Source organism: Mesorhizobium sp. NZP2234, from assembly GCF_013170765.1.
In the GTDB taxonomy this organism is placed as follows: Bacteria; Pseudomonadota; Alphaproteobacteria; order Rhizobiales; family Rhizobiaceae; genus Mesorhizobium; species Mesorhizobium loti_D.
Window position 1 is genome coordinate 5,984,298 of the sequence record NZ_CP033364.1, and the last position, 18,003, is coordinate 6,002,300.

The 18,003-nt window shown below is 64.1% G+C and carries 18 protein-coding genes and 1 pseudogene; 9 read left to right on the forward strand and 10 right to left on the reverse strand.

Going from position 1 to position 18,003, the window contains the following annotated elements; genetic code table 11:
* Positions 1-5: 5 nt before the first annotated feature.
* From EB230_RS29045 to EB230_RS29080, 8 genes are all read right to left on the reverse strand, one after another.
* Positions 6-815, reverse strand: a complete 810-nt coding sequence (locus EB230_RS29045) for an ABC transporter permease (protein ID WP_172374429.1) — start codon at positions 813-815, stop codon at positions 6-8.
* Positions 812-1,651 carry an ABC transporter permease gene (locus EB230_RS29050; protein WP_172374430.1) on the reverse strand — a complete coding sequence of 280 codons (840 nt, stop codon included), beginning with the start codon at positions 1,649-1,651 and terminating at the stop codon, positions 812-814. Before EB230_RS29050 ends, EB230_RS29045 begins: the two co-directional genes overlap by 4 nt.
* A gap of 48 nt (positions 1,652-1,699) precedes the next feature.
* Complete coding sequence (locus EB230_RS29055) at positions 1,700-2,803, reverse strand: ABC transporter substrate-binding protein (protein ID WP_172352118.1); 1,104 nt, start codon at positions 2,801-2,803, stop codon at positions 1,700-1,702.
* 31 nt (positions 2,804-2,834) lie between these two features.
* Positions 2,835-3,941: a LacI family DNA-binding transcriptional regulator gene (locus tag EB230_RS29060; protein ID WP_172374431.1), complete on the reverse strand. Its 1,107-nt coding sequence runs from the start codon at positions 3,939-3,941 to the stop codon at positions 2,835-2,837.
* 119 nt (positions 3,942-4,060) lie between these two features.
* The gene (locus EB230_RS29065) at positions 4,061-4,774 is read right to left on the reverse strand and encodes a GntR family transcriptional regulator (protein ID WP_172374432.1); all 714 of its coding nucleotides are present in this window, start codon (positions 4,772-4,774) and stop codon (positions 4,061-4,063) included.
* Between the two features lie 66 nt (positions 4,775-4,840).
* Entirely contained in the window at positions 4,841-5,782 is a 942-nt protein-coding gene (locus EB230_RS29070) for an NAD(P)-dependent oxidoreductase (RefSeq protein ID WP_056567786.1), read from the reverse strand.
* A gap of 3 nt (positions 5,783-5,785) precedes the next feature.
* Positions 5,786-6,508 carry a class II aldolase/adducin family protein gene (locus tag EB230_RS29075; RefSeq protein WP_172374433.1) on the reverse strand — a complete coding sequence of 241 codons (723 nt, stop codon included), beginning with the start codon at positions 6,506-6,508 and terminating at the stop codon, positions 5,786-5,788.
* Between the two features lie 409 nt (positions 6,509-6,917).
* The gene (locus EB230_RS29080; protein ID WP_172374434.1) at positions 6,918-7,892 is read right to left on the reverse strand and encodes a sugar-binding transcriptional regulator; all 975 of its coding nucleotides are present in this window, start codon (positions 7,890-7,892) and stop codon (positions 6,918-6,920) included.
* A gap of 193 nt (positions 7,893-8,085) precedes the next feature.
* Between EB230_RS29080 and EB230_RS29085 the strand changes: the two genes are divergently transcribed.
* The 8 genes and pseudogenes from EB230_RS29085 to EB230_RS32785 all read left to right on the forward strand — a co-directional run.
* Complete coding sequence (locus EB230_RS29085; RefSeq protein WP_172374435.1) at positions 8,086-9,429, forward strand: sugar ABC transporter substrate-binding protein; 1,344 nt, start codon at positions 8,086-8,088, stop codon at positions 9,427-9,429.
* 164 nt (positions 9,430-9,593) lie between these two features.
* On the forward strand, positions 9,594-10,499 hold the full coding sequence (locus EB230_RS29090; protein ID WP_056567771.1) for a sugar ABC transporter permease: 906 nt from the start codon (positions 9,594-9,596) through the stop codon (positions 10,497-10,499).
* A 1-nt stretch (position 10,500) separates the two neighbouring features.
* Positions 10,501-11,355 carry a carbohydrate ABC transporter permease gene (locus EB230_RS29095; protein ID WP_056567768.1) on the forward strand — a complete coding sequence of 285 codons (855 nt, stop codon included), beginning with the start codon at positions 10,501-10,503 and terminating at the stop codon, positions 11,353-11,355.
* Positions 11,352-12,296, forward strand: coding sequence for a carbohydrate kinase family protein (locus EB230_RS29100; protein ID WP_056567765.1), 945 nt, complete (start codon positions 11,352-11,354; stop codon positions 12,294-12,296). The genes EB230_RS29095 and EB230_RS29100 overlap by 4 nt, the downstream gene beginning before the upstream one ends.
* Positions 12,293-13,075 carry an amidohydrolase family protein gene (locus tag EB230_RS29105; protein WP_172374436.1) on the forward strand — a complete coding sequence of 261 codons (783 nt, stop codon included), beginning with the start codon at positions 12,293-12,295 and terminating at the stop codon, positions 13,073-13,075. The genes EB230_RS29100 and EB230_RS29105 overlap by 4 nt, the downstream gene beginning before the upstream one ends.
* Positions 13,076-13,155: 80 nt before the next feature.
* On the forward strand, positions 13,156-13,995 hold the full coding sequence (locus EB230_RS29110; RefSeq protein WP_172374437.1) for a BtpA/SgcQ family protein: 840 nt from the start codon (positions 13,156-13,158) through the stop codon (positions 13,993-13,995).
* Between the two features lie 33 nt (positions 13,996-14,028).
* Positions 14,029-15,099 (forward strand): sn-glycerol-3-phosphate ABC transporter ATP-binding protein UgpC, encoded by a 1,071-nt coding sequence (gene ugpC / locus EB230_RS29115; RefSeq protein WP_056567759.1) that lies wholly within the window; start codon positions 14,029-14,031, stop codon positions 15,097-15,099.
* Positions 15,100-15,255: 156 nt separating this feature from the next.
* Positions 15,256-15,363: pseudogene (locus EB230_RS32785) on the forward strand (Atu4866 domain-containing protein); the annotation flags it as partial.
* A gap of 87 nt (positions 15,364-15,450) precedes the next feature.
* On the opposite strand, the gene EB230_RS29125 reads toward EB230_RS32785, so the two are convergent.
* Positions 15,451-15,849 carry an Lrp/AsnC family transcriptional regulator gene (locus EB230_RS29125; protein WP_210261326.1) on the reverse strand — a complete coding sequence of 133 codons (399 nt, stop codon included), beginning with the start codon at positions 15,847-15,849 and terminating at the stop codon, positions 15,451-15,453.
* A gap of 227 nt (positions 15,850-16,076) precedes the next feature.
* On the opposite strand from EB230_RS29125, the gene EB230_RS29130 reads away from it, so the two are divergent.
* The gene (locus tag EB230_RS29130) at positions 16,077-16,427 is read left to right on the forward strand and encodes a hypothetical protein (RefSeq protein WP_172374439.1); all 351 of its coding nucleotides are present in this window, start codon (positions 16,077-16,079) and stop codon (positions 16,425-16,427) included.
* A gap of 393 nt (positions 16,428-16,820) precedes the next feature.
* On the opposite strand, the gene EB230_RS29135 is transcribed toward EB230_RS29130, so the two are convergent.
* Entirely contained in the window at positions 16,821-17,999 is a 1,179-nt protein-coding gene (locus EB230_RS29135; RefSeq protein WP_172374440.1) for a Gfo/Idh/MocA family oxidoreductase, read from the reverse strand.
* Positions 18,000-18,003 lie beyond the last annotated feature (4 nt).

The window sequence follows — 18,003 nt, forward strand, 5'->3', positions numbered from 1 at the left end:
TCGTGTCATGACCGGCGCTGGGCGATACGTTCCCAGACGGTCATGCGCAGGATGAGGCCGACGATGGTGACCGCCAGCATGACGGTAGCGATCGCGGCCAGCGCGGGATCGACGGCATCGGCGATGCTCGTCCAGATCTTGCGCGGCAGGGTGACGATGCCGCGGCTGGTGATGAAGAGCGTCACGGTGATCTCGTCCCAGGAGACGATGAAGGCGAGGATCGCCCCGGCGACCGTGCCCGGCACTATGTTGGGCAGGATCACGCGCCCGAAGATCGTCGCCGGGCGCGCGCCGAGCGAGCGGGCCGCCTGCACCAGACGCGGATCGAGGTTCGACAGCGAAGCGCCTATCGCCAGCACGGCGAGCGGTATCGCCAGGATCACATGGACGATGGTGACGCCAAGCCATGTGTCGAGAAGGCCCAGCTTCGACCACAGGCGCACCATGCCGACCGCATAGATGATCGGCGGCACGATCAGCGGCGAAAGCAGGACAATGCGCAGGATCGTCGGCCAGCGTCCGACATAGACCCATGCGCCCATGGCGAACGCCGCCGAAACGGCGGTCGCGACGATGCTTGAGGCCACGGCGATGCCGAGGCTGGTGAGGATGCTGGGCATCCAGCCCGCGCGCCAGTTGGCCAGGGCCGCGAAATGGTCGAAGGAAATGCCGTTGTTGGGCAGCGACAGATAGTCCCGGTCGGTCAACGCCACGGGAATGACCACGAGCACCGGAACGAACAGGAAGGCGAGCAGCAGCCAGGCCAAGAGCTTCGGCAGCGCGCGTTCGAGCAGACGGCGGGTGCGTGGCGTCATTTGCGGCCGCCTTCGAAGGCGGCGCGCAACGCCGGGCTGCGCATCGCCAGCGCGATGAGGGCGCCGACGACGAGCAGGAGCATCGTCGACAGTGCCGTCGCCACGCCCCAGCGCAGGGTCGAGGATATCTGCACGGAGATGTACTCGGCGACCATCAGCACCCTGCCGGCGCCAAGGATCGCCGGGGTGACGAGGAAGCCGAGCGAGAAGATGACGATGAACAGGCTGGCGATTGCCAGGCCGGGCATGCTGAGCGGCACCCAGACGCGAAAGAAGATGGTGACCGGGCGCGCGCCGAGCGATCGCGCCGCCTGGATGATCCTGTGGTCGATCTCCGAGAGGTTCGCGTAGAGCAGCATGATGGCGAAGGGCATCATGTAATGGACCATGCCGACGATGACGCCGAACTGGTTGTAGACCAGTTCGAGAGGTTCACCGACGGCTCCGCTGCCCACAAGGGCCGAATTGAGCACGCCGTTGCGGCGCAGGATGGTGATCCAGGCAAAGGCGCGCACCAGCACCGATATCCAGAACGGCACCATGACCATGAACAGGGCGACGCGGCGCTGCGCCGACGGCATGTGGACCAGCGCGAAGGCGACGGCATAGCTCATGACGATCGTAAGCGCGGTCGTCACCGCCGAGACGAAGACGGTCGTGCGCACGACGCGGCCAATCGCGGCATTCTGAAACAGAGCCACGTAATTGCCGATGCCGAAGGTCGGCTCGGTGAAACTGAGCGCCAGCACCTGAAGGATGGGCAGCACGTAGAGACACAGGGTCAAAAGCGCCGCCGGCACCGTCAGGCAGAAGGCCCAACGCTGGAATGACGTCATGGTCTTTCGAACCACCACCGGCCGATGGCCGGTGGTGGTCTCCAATGGTTAGCGCGAAATGAAGTCGAGGAACTTGTTCTGCAGTTCGGCCTCGTTGTCGGCATAGTATTGCGCCGAGACGGCCAGACCTGTCTTGGCGTTCTCGGGTGCCAGCGAATAGACCGCCTTGTCCTCGTCGGTCATCAGCGCCAGCGCCTTCGGGTTCGACGGTCCGTTTCCCATGAGGCGCAACAGCGTCACCTGGCCTTCCGGGTCCATCGACGAATTGATGAAGTCGAAGACCTTCTTGCCGGCGGGATTGCCCTTCGGCACCGACCAGGCGCTGGCGAACATCAGGTTCTGGTTCCAGGTCCAGGTGTAGTCCGGGTTTTCCTTGCGCAGCAGGTTGGCGCGCGTATGCCAGATATTGCCCATGACCACCTCGCCGTCGCGGAAGAGCTGCTGGCTCTGCGCGCCCGACTCCCAGAAAATCAGATTGGGCAGCAGCGGTTCGAGCTTCTTGAAGGCGCGGTCGACATCAAGCGGATAGATATCCTGAGGCTTAACGCCGTCGGCGAGCAGCACGGCTTCGAGCTGCCCCTGGATCCATTTGCACATGGTGCGCTTGCCGGGAAACTTTTCGAGATCGAAGAAGTCGTTCCAGCTCGAAGGGGCCGTGGCGCCGACCTTCTTGGCGTCATAGGCCAGCACATTGGAATAGGTGTAGTTGCAGATGCCGAACTCGGCCGAGAGCCCTTCGCCGACAAGAGACTTGTCGACGATGGAATAGTCGATCGGCTCGAGGTAACCGCCCTTGCCGAGCACGACGGCGTCCGTCATGCCGCCATCCGTGGCATCCCAGGTGACATTCTTGGAATCGACCATGGCGCGGATCGCGCCGGTCGCCGGGCCGGTGCCATCGATGACGACCTCCATGCCGGACTTGGCCTTGAAGGGCGCGCCATAGGCCTTTTGGAAGGCTTCGAGAGCGGCCCCGCCCCAGTTGCAGACAACGATTTCCGAGGCCGCGGCGGAGGCCCGCCCAGGCTTGAACGCGACTGCGATACCAAGGCCGGCCATGGCGGTGATGAAGCCTCGGCGATCGATCTTCCCAGTTTTGAACTTATCAAGCGCAATCAACGCTGCGTCTTGACCAAAGCGATTGATGGACATGTGTGTTCCCCTTTCACGTCCGTGGAAGCGACTAGTTTTCTTGCTTCTCCTCCCTGGCCGGCATCGGGAGCCCATCTGGGCCTCCAGTGCCGGTATGCACTATCGAACGTCCTGACGGACGGCCGTGCGGCGGCGCCACCGAACCGCGTATGACGAGTTCGACGCCGACCCGTTCGATCGCCGTTCCGGATTTCCTGCCGGCGATGAAATCGAGCAGCATGTTGACGCCGCGCGTGCCGAACTCGGCCGCCGACTGACGCACGGTGGTCAGCGCCGGCGCCAGCAGGTCCGCATTATGGATATCGTCGAAGCTGACGAGAGAAATGTCGTCCGGAATGCGGATCCCGGCCTGCCGCGCGGCCCGCATGGCGCCAGTGGCCAGCATGTCGCCGAAGGTGAAGATCGCGGTGGGCGGCTCGTCCTGCCGCAGAAGGTCGAGAAACGCCATCGAGGCCGGCGCCTCCTCGTATTCGCAGAATCTCAAAAGGGCGGGATCGGCATCAAGACCAGCCTCGCCAAGCGCCCGCGTGAAGCCGTCGAGACGTTCGGTGGTGCTGAGAAGCCCCTTCGGCCCGCCGATTGCGGCGATACGGGTATGGCCGCGCGATATCAGATGGCGTGTCGCCAGGAGGCCGCCATGGACGTTGTCGGCGAACAGGCGCGGCGCCTTCGCGCCCGGCACGTCCTCGTCGAGAAGCACGACGTTTCCGGTCTCGTTGATCCGCCGCAACAGCCGCCCGTCATCATGATGGTTGGTGAGGAGCAGGATGCCGTCGACCTGCCGGTCCTCGATGCGCGACAGGAAGGAGACTTCCTTCTCCACCAGGTTCCGGCTGTTGAACATCAGGAGATTGTAGCCATGCCGCGCGGCCTCGGCCTCCGACGCGCTGGCGATCTCGGCAAACAGGGGATAGGCGATGTCGGCGGTGATGAGGCCGAGTGTCTCGCTCTTGCCGCTGCTGAGCCTGCGGGCGATCGCGTTGGGGTGATAGCCGAGGCGCTCCGCCGCCAGCTGGATACGGCTCGCCGTCGGCTCGGGCAGGCTGATCTGCCCGTTCAGATAACGGGAAACGGATGTGACGGATACGCCGGCGGCCCGCGCAACGTCACGAATGGTGACCTTCAATCTTCCCGACAAGCGGCTCCACTCCCGCGAGACATGTGCAGATAACCGATTCAGTAAACCGGTTTCATAAACGGGCCAAAAAAAATCGCGCGCGCCTTCCGCGATGGAGAGGGAGCGAAGGACGGCGGCGCTCACGGGAGGTCTCCGGTCCGGAAGAATTCCTTATGTTCGCGCTCCAGGCTCAGCTGGTCGAAATCGGCATTTCGGATGTGCGCCGCCATCAGCAGTGCAGCTTCGGCCATGTTGCCGGCCCGCACCTTGTCGAAAATGGCACGGTGCTCGGCGATGATCGAGCGGATGTGATCCGGCTTCATGCCGATCAGGAACTGGACGCGCATCATGTCGGCCGAAACGTGCTGGCATGCGGTCCAAGCCCGAGGATGCGCGAAAGCGCCGAGCAGCCCTGCATGGAAGGCCATGTCGGCGCGGTGCAGGGCACCCATGTCATCGCCGAGGACGAGACGCTCCTGCGCCCGAAGCAACAGCTCGACCTCGTCCAGCAAGGCCGGATCCGGCTTGACACCACTGTTGGCGATCACCGCGCTTTCAAGCGTGGAGCGGATGAACACCGCCTCGCGGACGCGCGCCATGTCGATCAGCGAGACGCGGGTGCCGGTTTGGGGTGAGATCTCGATCAGACCCTCGTCGAAAAGCCGCGTGAACGCCTCGTGCACGGGGGTGCGGCTGATGCCGAGCGACTGCGCGACATCCGTTTCCGAGAAGTTGGCGCCGGGCATGACGCGCGCGGTGATGATCGCCTCGCGCAACTCGACATAGGCCTTCGACGAGATCCTGTTTCGACGCTCGTTCTGATCCGCTAGGAGTGAGGTGCCCAAGTTCAGCATGGCGGTATGCTGGCATTCAGGCACATTTCGAGTCAAGCATAATCTTTGTGCAGTTGCGAAATCGGCTCAATTTTCAACCAGCTTCCCAGGCCGGATCAGCTCCGGAACGCCGTGCCCCTGTTCGAGCGCCGTCGCGACGGCGGCAATGGATGCCGCGGCACCCTGAGGGGTCGGCAGGCCGGCGCGATGCGGCGTCAGCCGGACCCGGTCGTGCCGCCAGAACCAGTGTTCGGGCGGCAGGGGTTCGACGGCAAAGACATCCAGCCACGCGGCGCCGAGCCGTCCCTGATCGAGCGCGGCGCGCAGCGCCTCCTCATCGAGGTGGTCGCCGCGGCCGAGATTGACGACGTAAGCGCCGGGCGCGAGGCGGGAAAACAGCCGGTCCGACAATATGCCCCTCGTCTCGCGCCTCGAGGGCAGGAGATTGACGAGGACATCGGCGCCGTCGACGCAAGCGCCGAGCCCGTCGTCGCCGTGCAGGCAACCGACGCCGTCGATCCGACGGGCGGTTCTCGACCAAGCGGACACCGGGAAGCCGGCGTCCGAAAGCCCCCGCGCGACATGCAGGCCGAGGGGACCCAGTCCAAGCACGGCCATCCGCAGCGACCCGCGGGTCCGGTTCTGGCGATCGGGCGGGCGCCACAGGCGGGCCTGCTGATCCGCTCTGACAACAACATCGTCAAGCAGGCGCGCGAAAGCCGCGTGCATCGCATAGTCCAGCAATTGCTCGGCCTGACCTTGATCCCGCAGGCGTGCGACCGGGAGGTCCGGCGGAATGCGGGGATCGTGGAGAAGCTGATCCGTTCCCGCGCCGAAACAGAAGATCGCGCGCAGCGACCGTGGCAGCGCGGTCATGTCCTTCGGCAGATTCCAGGCGACCAGGAGATCGTATTCGGCGCCATCCGCCAGGTCGGGCCATCGGACGAAGTCCGCCGAGGGAAGCGCGGCGCGCAGCGCGCGCTCGAAGGGGGCACTGTAGGCAAGCGGATCGGCGATGACGATCCGCATCGATCAATGCCCGTCGAGGGGCATTCCGGCGAGCCGGCGCAGCGCCAGCCATTCCAGTTCCGCCGCGCCATCGGGATCGGCCGCATACTGGCTGGCGGTGCGCTCGCACACTTCCTCGCTCGGCAGGTGGATGGGGCGTCCGCTGCCCAGAGCGGAAAGCTGGATGCGACAGGCTTGTTCGAGATTGTACATCAGGGAGAAAGCCTCTCCGATGGATCGCCCGACGGTCAACAGCCCATGGTTTCTCAGGATCATGGCGCGATTGTCGCCGAGGTCGGCGACCAGGCGCTCCTGCTCGCCGGGATCGAGCGCGATGCCCTCGAATTCGTGATAGCCGATCTGCCCGTAGAAGAGCAGCGAGGTCTGGTTGAGCGGCAGCAGTCCTTCCTCGAGGCAACTGATCGCGACACCGGCCGCGGTATGCGTGTGCATGACGCAGACCGCATCCGGGCGCGCGGCGTGGACGGCAGTGTGAATGACGATACCCGCGGTGTTGATCGGCACCTGCTGGCCGCGCATCTGCTGGCCATGGTGATTGATGACCGCCAGCGATTCCGGCGTCACCTCCCGAAAGAGATCGCCGTAGCGGTTGATAAGCAGCAGCTCCGGCTCTTCGGGCAGACGCGCGGATATGTGCGTGTGGATGATGTCATCCATCCCAAACCGCGCGATCAGCCGATAGGCCGCCGCCAGATCCTCGCGCATAGCCATTTCAGCGGTCGACATCGGTGTGGATCATCCTTCCTGTTGATGCTTGCCGCATACTTGAATTCCTGTATGCAGTCAACTTTTCCAAATGAACCGACAGCCGGTCGCGCACGTCGGGTCCGCTTCTCCGGCCCGCAACCAGGGAAACTCGCTTCAGGAAACGCGTAACCACCCAGGACAACCGCGACGGCGAAGACAGCACCGACCCGCGCTCTTCGATCATGGTCCACGGGTGTGCTTCAGGGATAGAAGGGCGGCTCAGTTTGGCCGCGGCCTTGACCTACTACACCCGGCATTTGATCAAGGCCGCCGAAGCGCCTCCCCATTGCGGAACGCGCCAAGGCGCGAGGTCGCCTTGGCGTCATGCAAATGCAGGTGGCCGCCACGAAGACTGGGGCAGTCACCGGGCCGCGATGAAGAAACGGACCTAGCCGCGGCCGATCAGCGGAAGAAGGCCGGCCGCAAGATCGCCATCGACGATCAGCCGGTTGATCGTGCCCGAGCGCAGCAGGGCGACAAGCGCCTTCGCCTTGGACAGGCCGGCCGCAAGCAGGACAACGTCGCGGCTGCGAATATCCTCATAGGACACGCTCGGCGTGCGGCGGTTCAACGTATTGTCCAGCAGGGCGCCGTCCTTGTCGAAGAACTTGCCCAGCATGTCGGCGACGGCACCGGCATTGATGACCTGGTCGATCTCGTCGTCGTGCAGCAGGTCGTGATGGTAGATGAAGGACTGTTTCGAGCAGTCGCCAAAGGAGGCGATATAGAAATCGGCCGAGCGAGCAAGCTTCAGGGCCTGCTGGACGAGCTTCTGGCTCATGATCACCTGATAGTCGGCCTCGCTGTCGGCGATGAACGGGGCCGGCAGGATATAGGCCTCGCCTTCGCAAAGCTGTGCCAGGGAATGGACGCAATCGAACGGGTTGGTCCTGGCATTGCGGCTGAGCGAGCCCATCAGCGAGACGATCTTCAGGTCAGCCTTGTAGAGCTTTGGAAGTTCGTCGACCATCGCGGCGATCGTGCGTCCCCACGCCAGGCCGATCGTCACCGGCTCCGGCACGCGCAGCCGCCTCTCCAGGAACGACGACGCCGCGATGCCGACCGCGCGTCGTGCATTGTTCTCGTCCTCGTCCGCATTGCCGCCAGGCACCGCAATCGCCGGCGTGACGATGCATTCCCTGAGATCGAACGCCGCCTGGATCCGACCGGCAACATCGAGCGATTGCGCCGTCTCGTGCTGGATGGCGATCTTGACCAACCCTTTTTCACGAGCCCGCGCCAGCATGCGGTTTATCTTGAAGCGCGACAGGCCCAGCTGGTTGGCGATCTCCTCCTGATTCTTGTTGCCCACGTAATAGAGCCAGGCGAGCTGCACCAGCAGGTCTTCTTCATTATGCGTCATGCGTAAACTTTCGTGCAGAGCGTGCACATTTGTGGTTGACCGGCCTTTTCAGCTCATCTAGCTTCATTTGTGCAGCCATTGCAACAAAGTGCAACCGCCGCCAACAAAAATTCAAAGTCCGCTCTCACGCCTTGAACAAGGGGAACTGCCAATGTTGTCGTCCTTACTCCGGCGCGGCCTGAGCCGCAGCCGCGTGACTGTTGCTGCCGCGCTCGTCGCGACCTCGGCCCTGTCGCTTGCATCCGATCCGGCCAACGCCGAGATGAACTGGAAGGCCGCCGACGGCCAGACCATCAACCTGATGCTGATCTCGCATCCGTTCGTCGAAAGCCTGAAGCCGCTGCTGCCGGAATTCACCGCCAAGACCGGCATCAAGGTGACCTATGAGGAACTGGCCGAGCAGTCCGGTTTTGAAAAGCTGCTTGCCGACCTGTCATCCAAGACCGGCACCTACGACGTCTTCATGACCTCGCCGCTCAACAACTGGCAGTATGCCGCCGCCGGCTGGCTGGAGCCGCTCGACGGCCTGATCGCCAATACCGACAAGACCGCCGCTGACTACGACGTCAATGATTTCATTCCCTCCATCCTGTCGGCCGGCCGCTGGGACCTCACCCCGCTCAAGGGCATCGGCGAGGGTTCGCTGTGGACGCTGCCGATCAATTTCGAATCCTACCAGCTGGCCTATCGCCCGAGCCTTCTGAAGAAGCTCGGCCTCCAGGTGCCCAAGACCTATGCCGACCTGCTGGCCATGGCCGACAAGCTGGCCATCGATGGCCCCAACGGCAAGATGCACGGCATCATCACCCGCTTCGATCGCTACTGGGACCTGCCCTACCTGACCTTCGGCACGATGCTGCAATCCTATGGCGTCGAGATGCTGGACAAGGACGGCAAGCTGCAGATCTGCTCAGACAAGAGCATCGCGGCAACGCAGGATTTCGTCACCCTGATCAAGAAGGCGTCTCCCGAGGGCGCCGGCGCGTTCACCTGGTACGAGGCCATGCAGGGCTTCGCATCGGGCCAGTATGTGTTCTCGCTCAACGAGGCGAACCTGTTCGCACCGACCTATGAAGACCCCAAGCAATCCGCCATTGCCGGCGATGTCGGCTATGCACCGACCCCGCTCGGCCCCGACGGCAAGCGCGCCGCCGCCGCATGGATCTGGTCGCTGTCGATGAATTCCGCCTCCACCCACAAGGACGCCGCCTGGCTGTTCATGCAGTGGGTGACGTCCAAGGAGACGATGATCAAGACGCATCTGGCCGGCAACATGAACCCGGTGCGCAAATCGGCCTGGGATGCGCCCGAAGTGGCGAAGCTGATGGAGAGCTGGGGTGAGACGCCCGGCCAGTACATCCAGGCCGCCAAGACCGAAGCCGAGGTCGCGACCATCCGCTTCCCGCCGCATCCCGAGTTGACCCGCATGCTCGACCGCTGGGCCGAGGCGATCCAGAAATCCTATTTCGGCCAGGGCGACGTGAAGACGAATCTGTGCAACGCGCAGGCCGACATCCAGAAAATGCTCGACGAATAGTCGTCCTGCCCGGCTCCCGGGCTTGACCCGGGAGCGCCCTGTGGGTCTCAACAGGATCCGCCCCGCGCAAGCTCGCTCGCGCGCCGCATCGTTCTTCCCACACGGCGTCCCTTCGACGAAAATCGCCCACGGGCAATGTGACACCAGCAACCAGAACAGTTCCCATGGCCCGCATCACAGCCCAAGCCGACAAGACATGGATGAGCAAGGCCGCCTTCTATGCCATGCTGGCGCCGGCGCTCATCCTGCTCATGTCGACGACATATCCGTTCCTGAGCGGCATCTACACCAGCCTCACCAACCAGAAGCTCTACATCCCGGCCTCGAAATTCGTCGGCCTCAACAACTACATCAACCTGTTCGAGACGCCGCTGTTCTGGAATGGCCTTGCAAATACGCTGATCTATGCCGGCGCGGCGCTGGCGATCCAGCTGCCGCTCGGCCTCGCCTTCGCCATCCTGCTGGACGTTCCCGGCCGGCTGCAATCCTTCTTCCGCTCCGCCGTCGTGCTCCCGCTGCTGGTGCCGCCGGTGGTCGCCGGCCTCATCTGGAAGACCATGATGCATCCCCAGAGCGGCGTGCTGAACTGGCTGCTGGCGCAGATCGGCATCGAGCCGCTGTCCTGGCTCACCAGCCCGTCGACGGCAATGATGTCGATCATCCTGATCGACACCTGGCTCTTCACCCCACTGGCCACCATCATCCTGCTCGCCGGCCTACAGTCCGTGTCGGGCGAGGTCGTCGAGGCCGCACGCATCGACGGCGCCAATGCCTGGCAGGTCATCCGCTACGTGAAGCTGCCGCTGCTGGCCCCCTATCTGCTGCTGGTCGCGCTGTTTCGCGTCTCCGATTCCCTGAAGTCGCTGGAGATCATCTACTCCACCACCAAGGGCGGCCCGCTCGACGCCACCCGAACCCTGCATGTCATGGCCTATGAGGAGGCCTATCGCTGGTCGAGCCTCGGCCGCGCCATGACCATCGTCTTCGTGCTCTGGCTGGTCTGCTACACGATCAGCGGCGCGCTGCTGGCTTTCTGGCAGAAGCAGGAGGCGAAGAACCGTGGCCTCTAGCATGTTCCTTCGCACCCTCGCGCAAAAACTCGCGCTCGCGCTTTGCTACCTCGCCTTCGCCGGCTTCGTGCTGTTCCCGCTGGTCTGGATCTTCATGATGTCGATCAAGAACTTCGGCGACATCATCGCCTATCCGCCGCGTTTCCTGTTCACGCCCACGCTCGAAAACTATGTCGAGGTGCTGTTGGGCAACGATGCGCAGCGCGCCGGCGGCCAGGTCCCCGACCTCCTCAAGTTCCTGATGAACTCTGTCATCATCTCGGGCGGTGCAGTGCTGATCTCGGCGCTGCTCGGCATCCCCGCCGCCTATGCACTGGCGAGGCGCCGGGACAAGACGTCGGACAAGCTGCGTTTCACCTTCCTGTCGTTCCGCTTCGCGCCCGAACTCGCCGTCATCCTGCCGCTCTACGTCATCTACACGCGCATCGGCCTCTACGACAGTTATGTCGGCATGATCCTCGTGCACCAGTTGATCACCTTGCCGCTGATGATCCTGATCCTGGCGAGCTTCTTTCGCGACATGCCGATCGAGATCGAGGAGGCCGCGCGCATCGACGGCGCCCGCATCTGGACCATGCTCACCAGGATCGTCGTGCCGATCGCGAGGCCGGGCATCGCCAGCGCCATGATGATCGCCTTCATCTTCAGCTGGAACAACATGATCTTCGGCCTCGTGCTCGCCGGCGGCAGCACGCGCCCGGTCACCATGGGCATTCTGCAGGCCATGACCTTCGACCAGATCAAGTGGGGCATGATGGCGGCCTCGGCGATGGTTTCGGCGCTGCCCGGCATGATCGCCGCCGTGCTGTTCCAGAAACAGATTACCCGCGGACTGACTATGGGAGCGGTGAAATGAAGGACCTGGAACTCTTCTCCATCGGGTCGTGGACGATCTTCGACCATCTGCTGCGCATGAAGCGGCTGCCGCGCGACGGAGAGACCGTGCCGCTCGACATGCCCATGGAAGAAGTCGAGACCATCCATTTCGGCGATTGCAGCGCCAACATCGCGGCGGTTGCCGGTGCGCTGGGCATGAAGGTCGGGCTCGGCATGGTCGTCGGCGACGATTTCCGCAGCTCGGGCTACGCCGACCACATGACCCGCAACGGCGTCGACCTCGCCGGCGTCGAGGTGATCGAGGGCGCCCGTTCAGGGCATAGCTTCAATTTCTTCGACGCCGCCAATGGCGGCTTCTGCGTCTCCCATCTAGGCGTCGCCGAGAAGCAGGATGATTGGCGCACGCCCTATGGCGAGATCGACCGTTCCGGCGCCGTCGTCATCAGCGAGATGTTCGGCGCCTATACGCTGAATGCCATCGAGCACGCCCGCAAGACCGGCGCGCTGACCGCCATCAACGGCATGGTCGCCACCGCTGGCGATCTTGCGCCACGCTTCCTGGAAGCCTGCGAGGTCCTGTTCCTCAGCCGTGGCGAGGCCGACGCGCTGATGCAGGCGCTTGGCGTCGCGTCGGCGGCCGACATACTGACGCATGGTCCGCGTCTGGTGATCGTGACGCGCGGCGGCGAAGGCAGCGCCTGGTACACCGCCGGTGGCCGACAGGACATGCCCTCGGTCGCGCCCGATGCCTTCGTCGATTCCACCGGTGCCGGCGACTCCTTCGTCGCCGGCACGCTGAAGGGCCTGATCGGCGGCCATTCGCACGAGACGGCGGCGCGCATCGGCGCCACGGTCGCCAGTTTCATCATCGAGAAATGGGGATGCCAGTCGAACCTGCCCTCGCCGCAACGCGTGGCGCAGCGCTTCGAGGCAAACTTTGGAAGGAAGCTATCGCTGTGAGAGTAATCGACGCCCATATGCACTACGGCACCGACAAGAATGTCGCCGCCAACACCTGCGTCCCCTATCTGGTCAGGGGCGAACCCGACAGCGTCATCCGCCTGCTTGACGAGCAGGGCGCGTCGCATGGCGTGCTGTTCCCGCACGACCGCCGGCAGACGCCGCCTTGGGATGCCGACTACAACGAGGCCAATGGCGATGTCGGCCTCGCCGCGCTGAAATACCCCGACCGCATCGTCGGCGTTGCCCGCATCGACCCGACCTTCGGCGCCAAGCACACCCAGGAGCTCATTGACCGCTATGTCGGCGAATGGAACTGCCGCGGCCTGAAGCTGGTCGCCGGCTATGATTTCTACCGGCCCAACGACATGAAGGTCATGGGTCCGCTGCTGGACAAGGCCGAGGAGCACAATCTCACCGTCCTCATGCATTCGGGCGATGCGCCGCGCGACCTGCCCTATCTCCAGGCGCAGGCGGCCAAGGCCTATCCGAACGTCACCTTCGTGCTCGCTCATATCGGCATGCACGCCTTCCTATGGGAGGCGATCCTCGCCTGCCAGGAATACCCCAACATCAATGTCGATATGTCTCAGGCCTATCCGTTCGACATCATGACCTTCCTGAAAAACGTCTCGGTCGACCGCCTGCAATATGGCTCTGACGTGCCCTACCAGTCGCCGCGCGTCGAGCAGGAGAAGCTGCGCGTCGTCGGCCTCAGCGAGGAGGACCTTGAAAAGGTCTTCTGGAAGAACGCGGCGCGCATCTGGCGCATCGCTTGAAGACAAAAGAACACGAAGGCGCATCGGCTGACTTGTCGTCGTCGGCGCGCCCAAACACCGGAAGCCAAGGAGAGAAGAAGATGTCGAATCTCGACACGAAAAACACGCCGGTTCTGCAGCGCCTGTTCGGCACCAGCAAGCCCATCATCGGCATGGTGCATGTGCTGCCACTACCCGGCTCGCCCTACTACCGGAACGGGTCGCTGCAGGCTGTCTATGACCAGGCGGTCGAGGAAGCGCTGATCCTCGAGGAAGGCGGCGTCGACGCGATCCTGCTCGAGAATGCCGGCGACATCCCTTTCCGCAAGCCCGACGACATCGGCTTCGAGACGATCGGCGCCATGTCGGTCATCGGCGATCGCATCCGCCGCGCCGCGAAGCTTCCGCTCGGCTTCAACATCGTCGCCAACGCCGCCAAGGCCTCGCTTGCCTGCGCCAAGAGCTCGGGCGCGCAATTCGTACGCGTCAACCAGTGGGCCAATGCCTATGTGGCCAATGAGGGCATCATCGAGGGTGCCTCGGCCCAGGCCATGCGCTACCGGCGCGAACTCGACGCGGAGGATATCGTCGTGTTGGCCGACGTGCACGTGAAGCATGGCAGCCACGCCATCGTCGGCGACCGCGACATCGAGGACCAGGCCCGCGACGTCGAGTTCTTCGGCGCCGACATCCTGATCGCAACCGGCACCCGCACCGGCCATCCGACGGCGCCCGCCGAAGTCAAGCAGATCCGCGCCGGCGCCGTCGGGCCGATCCTGGTCGGCAGCGGCTTCAGCAGCGACAACGCCGCCGAGCTTCTATCAGTCGCCGACGGCGCCATCGTCGGCAGCTACGTCAAGGGCAACGGCAAGATGCACGGCGACAGGGTCGTGCTGGCCAAGGTCCAGGCGCTGATGGACGCGGTACGCAAGGTCCGCTGACATCCACACGGTCCGGAAGAGAGGGGCTGATCCATGGCATCCATCGAACTGCGCGGCGTCGAGAAATCATTCGGCGCTGCCGCCATCATCCGCGGCATCAACCTCAGCATAGGGGATGGCGAGTTCGTGGCGCTCGTCGGGCCCTCCGGCTGCGGAAAGTCGACGCTGCTGCGCATCATTTCCGGGCTGGAGAGCGCCTCGCGCGGCGACATCCTGCTTGACGGGCGCAAGGTCAACGACGACAGCCCGCGCGACCGCAACGTGGCGATGGTCTTCCAGAGCTATGCGCTCTACCCGCACATGACGGTGGCCGAGAACATGGCCTTCAACCTGAAGCTCTCCGGCAAGGGCAAGGCGGAGATCGCCACCCGCGTCGAGGAGGCCGCGCGCATGCTCGACCTCTCCGACCTCCTGCACCGCAAGCCCGGCCAACTGTCCGGCGGCCAGCGCCAGCGCGTCGCCATGGGCCGTGCCATCGTGCGCAACCCATCGGTGTTCCTGTTCGACGAGCCGCTGTCCAATCTCGACGCCAAACTGCGCGTGCAGATGCGCGGTGAAATCAAGCTCCTGCATCATCGCGTCCGCACGACCGCCGTGTATGTCACGCACGACCAGATCGAGGCGATGACGCTGGCGGACCGCATCGTCGTCCTCAACGGCGGCAACATCGAACAGGTCGGCTCGCCGCTCGAACTTTACAACAGGCCGGCCAACCTGTTCGTCGCCGGCTTCATCGGCTCGCCGGCAATGAACGTGGTCAAGGCCGAGCTTCGCCAGACGGCGGCGGGTATCAAGGCCGTGCTTGGCGATGGCTCGGAGATCGCCCTGCCGGCCCGCGCCTACACTTCGTCGACGAACCGCATCGTCTTGGGCATTCGGCCCGAAAGTGTGATCGTGGACCGCCAGGCCGGCGATCTTGCCGGCACGCTGAAAGTGGCGGAGCCGACAGGGCCGCAGACGCATCTGGTGGTCGACGCGGCGGGAACCGACATCCTCGCCATCGTCAAGGCCGATTTCGCCTCGCGCGACGGCGACCGTCTGTGGCTGTCGTTTCCGGCCGAAGCCCTTCACGTCTTCGACGCGGAAAGCGGAAAAGTCATCTGAAGCACCAGTCGGCCCCACGCGCCAACGTATCGGCTCCGTGCGTGGTCGTCGGGCCATCCCTCGCCGATTTTCCGAGGGATCGCGCGGAGTAAGTTCGAGGATCGGGAGGTTCCGGATCCGGCCGGCTATTTCTGCGTGGCGACCAACAATCGGGCCAAGGACCCCTTTGTCGGCCTGTGGATCACCACGGACGGCCACATTCGCCATAATCTGTTCCCAAACGGTCGCTATGACGAAGCGCGCGGCCGCCGAGAAAGTGCATACCCGGCTGCAGCCACGACATCGGATACAGCTTCACCCAGCCGGGCCATGACTAGTCCAGGTTCAGCACCACCATCGTGGAGGTCTCGGCTACCGACGGGATCGACTGCAGGACGTTGCTGATGAAGTTGCGGAGCGCGGCCATGTCCTTGACCCAGACACGCAGCAGGTAGTCGATGTTCCCGGTCCCAGCAGGCATTCGGTGATCTCCGGCCGTTTGGCGACTTCGCGCAGGAATTCACCGGCCCCTTCAGGGCCTTGCTTGCCCAGACGCACCGAGACGATGACACAGATTGCCAAGCCCATCGCGGACGGGTTGATCCGCGCAGCGTAGCCCTGGATCACACCGCCGTCCTCCAGGCGTTTCACGCGGCGCGCGCAGGGCGTCGGAGACAGGCCGACGCGCGCGGCCAGATCGACCGTCGAGACGCGCGCGTCGGCCCGCAGTTCGCGCAGGATCTTGCGGTCGATGGCATCCAGGATCGTCATGGCTGATTTCACCACACTTTACGCTGATCATAGAGAGAAACTGCAAGAAATCTCAAGATGGCGATGAGGACCCGTCGTCTACACGGGCACGCTTTCCAAGGAGGTCGCGCCGGGCTTGCGTGTCGGCTGGGTAGTCGCCGCACCGGAGATGATCCGGGCGCTGACCGTCGCCAAACAGGGCTCGGATATGTGCCCGCGGGCTCGGCCAGCGGCTCGTGCTGGACGCCATGAACGCCGGATTGCCCGAGCGGATTCAGCCGCAAATCCTGGCGCTCTACCGCGCGCGCCGCGACGCCTTGTGCGAGGCGATGGAAGGACATCTGGGCTCGCTCTTCGCCTGGGAAAAGCCGCAAGGCGGCATGTTCGTCTGGGCGACGGCGCGCAATCCATCGCTCGACACAGACGAGCTGATGCGGTTGGGGCTGGAGGAAGGCGTCTGTGTCACGCTCAGCAGCGTGTTCGACGTGACCGGCGAGGACCGTCGCGCCATTCGCGTCAACTTCACGCTCAACGCGCCCGAGCGGCTGCACAAAGGGGTGCGCCGGCTGGCTGCCGCGGCCCGCAGGCTTGGTCAATGACCGGAAGGGCTGCTTGATCGCTTGAAGGATGCCTTGTCGAACCCCGCTGGGCTGCGCGGAAGCTGGACGCGGGTCTGTGCGCTAACCACACTGGCATAGGTGAAAACGACGGGTGTTGCCGCGTCAAAAAGCGGACGTTCAGCCCGGCTGGACCTAGAGCTGAAGCTGACACGAAGCGAACTCATCGTGACCACGCCGTGATGGTCAACCCGAGCCAATTCCAAAACTGTTACGCGCGTCGCCTTGGCCTGGTACCATGGCCCGTTGCAGCAGCTGGGAAACACTGATCACACCAAAGGTCAGCATCGCGATCACGATGAGCAACGCGCGGATGCGTATGTTCTCGCATGGCCGGCAACCCAAACAAGGGGCCTGAGCAGTGCAGACCATATCTCAGATCGGAGCCAACCTCGTCCACGCCCCATTCTTCTTGGACGATTTCACGCAGGCCTCGATGAAGGCCATGCCTTCGACGCCATCCTCGATGGTCGGGAAGACCACATCCCTAGCCGGCTTGCCGCCCTTGCGGCGCGCCGCGCGGATGGCGCGCGCGGCTTCCTGGTAGATGTTGGCGAAACCTTCGAGGTAGCCCTCGGGATGGCCCGACGGCACCCGGCTGACACGGCCCGCCACCGGCAGCGCGCCGGCGCCGTTGCGGGTGATCAACTGCTTGGGCTGGCCGAACGGCGTGTACCAGAGATAGTTCGGATCGGCCTGCACCCATTCCAGCCCGCCCTTCGAACCATAGATGCGCAGCTTCAGCCCGTTTTCGTGGCCCGGCGCCACCTGGCTGGCCCAGATCATGCCCTTGGCCGGATGCGCCTTGCCCGGCGCCTTGAAGCGCAGCATGACGTTGACATTGTCGTCAAGCTGCCGCCCCGGCACGAAGGCGTCGAGATCGGCCGACAGCGAATCCAGCTCCAGTCCGGAAACGAAGCGGGCGAGATTGTAGGCATGCGTGCCGATGTCGCCCAGCGCGCCGCCGGCGCCCGCCTGCTTGGGATCGCCTCGCCATGACGCCTGCTTCTGGCCTGTCGCGGCAAGGTCCTCGGTCAGCCAGTCCTGCGGGTACTCCGATTGCACGATGCGGATGTCGCCGAGCACGCCCTTGGCCACCATTTCGCGCGCCTGCCGCACCATCGGATAGGCGGTGTAATTGTGGGTGAGCACGAACACCTTGCCGGTCTTCTCGACGATCGCCGCCAGCTTCTTCGCTTCGGCCAGTGTCGTTGCCAACGGCTTGTCGCAGATGACGTGGATGCCGGCCTCGAGAAAGGCCTTGGCTGCAGGCACATGCACATTGTTGGGTGTCACGATGGCAACCGCCTCGATGCCGTCGGGGCGCTTGGCCTCGGCCTTGGCCATCTCGGCATAGGACGCGTAGCTGCGCTCCGGATCGAGGCCGAGTTCGACCGCCGACGCCTTGGCACGCGCCGGATCGGACGACAGGGCGCCCGCGACCAGCACGAAATCATTGTCCATGCGCGCCGCGATGCGATGCACCGCGCCGATGAAGGCGCCCTGCCCGCCACCCACCATGCCCAGACGAATGGGTTCGAAACGATTGCTCATGGGT